The organism is Burkholderia sp. E168m23 (assembly GCF_016586125.1).
Lineage (GTDB): Bacteria > Pseudomonadota > Gammaproteobacteria > Burkholderiales > Burkholderiaceae > Burkholderia > Burkholderia orbicola.
Genome location: NZ_BCPP01001230.1, coordinates 1 through 1,706 on the forward strand (window position 1 = coordinate 1; position 1,706 = coordinate 1,706).

The 1,706-nt window shown below is 58.0% G+C and carries 2 protein-coding genes and 1 riboswitch; both genes read right to left on the reverse strand.

The window, feature by feature from the left end; genetic code table 11:
* Positions 1 to 402 precede the first annotated feature (402 nt).
* Complete coding sequence (locus JMF90_RS36005) at positions 403 to 735, reverse strand: hypothetical protein (protein ID WP_153188191.1); 333 nt, start codon at positions 733 to 735, stop codon at positions 403 to 405.
* 42 nt (positions 736 to 777) lie between these two features.
* A riboswitch (SAM-I-IV-variant riboswitch) is annotated at positions 778 to 881 on the reverse strand.
* A gap of 125 nt (positions 882 to 1,006) precedes the next feature.
* Positions 1,007 to 1,706: cell wall metabolism sensor histidine kinase WalK (locus JMF90_RS36010; protein ID WP_201326244.1), on the reverse strand; the 700-nt coding region annotated here is incomplete at its 5' end.

Genomic DNA, 1,706 nt, shown 5'->3' on the forward strand with positions numbered 1-1,706 from the left:
ATACATCTTAATTTTTATATTCTCATGCTTGAGCACTAATTGTTCAAGCATGCCAGATGCCTGACCACGAGATGGCCGAGACATCAAGTCAATTAACGCAAGTTGGTTTTGGAGTGATGCAAGATTCAGTTCCACGGCGTCTCTCGTCGGATGTAGTGATCGCGATCATATCGGATACACTTAGAAACCGTGAATTTCAATCGTTCCGTATTGCCCCGAGATTGTCGTCGTGATCTTTAGCCGGCTACTGACGGCAGCGGTACCGGTTACCTTACGAGCTTCACTCAAACGTTGCCTACCTCAAGGAATGCCCTGAGCCGAACAGAGCTCAGGGACAAGCTTATTTGCGAAGGTACACTTCGACTGCGCGAACGCATCGTCTGACGACCGCTCCTGCACATGTCAGGCCGCCGCTGATCGGCCCCGAACGAAATGATGCTCCACCCTCGTCCGTAGCACCCCCTCCACCGCCGCAAGCCGCTCACGCAGCCTTACCGCCTGCCCTTCCGTCATTTCACCGAGCACGATTTTTTGTTCGAGAACGTCGCCACAGCGCGTGATGGCCCACCGATCGACCGTAGCCGTTTCCCCTTCGAGCACGGCCGCCGCGGTCGAAACGATGCCCGGATTCCGTCTCGAAACGAGATGAACCGTATGCGTCAAAGTGAAACCGGGAAGAAAATGCGACCAGTCTTCACAGACCGTCTGATGGGAAGCGGAGGAAACTTGGCTCATGGTTGCTCCGGATGAATGGTTATCGAACCGGTGCCAGCCATGCTGCTCCCGTTTCGTTGCCGTCAATCGGCCGCATCGCCTCGAGGGCGTCCACCTTGCCCGGGAGGGCAGGTTGGCGTCGGGAAACCCGACTCTGGATGCTTGATTTCTCACGTTCGACATTCCGAACGTGGATTCATTATATCGAAAAATCGACGGCGAACAAGGAGTCTGTGAAAAGCAGCACTTCGGCGGGACAGGCGCCCCCGCCCGCCCCACCTCCACCGAGCGCCTAGTATGAGGGTCGGAATCCCGTCATATCCGACGAAAACCACACACTGAACCGCGTCCCCGTCGCCAGCACATCGACCGTCAGCTTCCATTGATGGGCCTCGGCAATCTCCTTGCAGATCGCCAGCCCGAGCCCCGCACCGTCATACCGCGAATCCGGCGCCCGCCAGTATCGATCGAAGACCAGCGGAAGATGTTCCCGCCGAATCCCCGGCCCTTCATCTTCGACATGAATCGCCGTATCAAGAACAGTCAGCACCACGACCCCGCCCGACGGCGACGCATTGATCGCATTCTCGAGCAGGTTCTTGAGCAGGATGAAAAGCGCCCCGCCATCCGCCCGTATCGGCGACGCGGAATCGCGCGCTTCGATATGAAGCGTCACCTGCTTCGCATCGGCCTTGCCGGCCAGCAAGCTCACGACGTCCCGCGCGACGTCGGCACCATTCACATCCCCGAAACTGAAGTTCTGCGCTTCGCTGACTTCAGCCAGATGCAGCAGTTGCTTGACCTGCCGCGCCATCAAATCGATCTCGCGAAGCAAAAGCGCCTTCTGGCTAATGTCCGGTTGCAGCTCGATCTGCCCTCTGACCAGCGTGAGCGGCGTCTGCAACTCGTGCGCGGCGTCGGCCAGAAACTGCTGCTGCACCGCAAAGCCATTCTCGAGCCGGGTCAGCGCGTCATTGAATGCATCGATCAGC

What these genes read in the sequence shown, in the direction of transcription:
- JMF90_RS36005 (WP_153188191.1), bottom strand. Translation starts at nt 735, where the DNA reads ATGAGCCAAGTTTCCTCCGCTTCCCATCAGACGGTCTGTGAAGACTGG.